The organism is Streptococcus sp. HMSC072D03 (genome assembly GCF_001812855.1).
Taxonomy (GTDB): Bacteria; Bacillota; Bacilli; order Lactobacillales; family Streptococcaceae; genus Streptococcus; species Streptococcus salivarius_D.
Window position 1 is genome coordinate 1 of the sequence record NZ_KV810651.1, and the last position, 372, is coordinate 372.

Sequence of the window (372 nt, forward strand, 5' to 3'; positions counted from 1 at the left end):
ACACGGTTGTTAAATTCTTTGTCCGCAATTGCACCTACAGTCGCGATAAGAACTTTAGCTGTTCCATCGTGTTTAACTGTAACTGTTACATTCGCTTTCATTGTGTCGTATGTAACGGTTGCGTCTGTGCCTTTAACTTCTTCTACTGTGTAGTTATGAACGCCTTCTTGGCCTTTCTTGAATTCAAGAGCTTTGAACTTAACGTTACCAGCCGCATCGTTCTTCACAGTTTCAAGAGTTTTACCTTCTGAATCTTTAAGGACGAAACTGAATTCGTTAGCTTTAAGCTCACGACCTTCCAAACGTTTAGTGAAGTTGAATTCCACTTCAACTGGAACGTTGTTAACACGTTTTTCAGTTGGTTTAGTTGGT

1 protein-coding gene is annotated in these 372 nt (G+C 40.1%); it reads right to left on the bottom strand.

Translation table 11 applies throughout. The features are described 5' to 3' along the window. Positions 1-372: Spy0128 family protein (locus HMPREF2877_RS05265; protein ID WP_141751048.1), on the bottom strand; the 372-nt coding region annotated here is incomplete at both ends.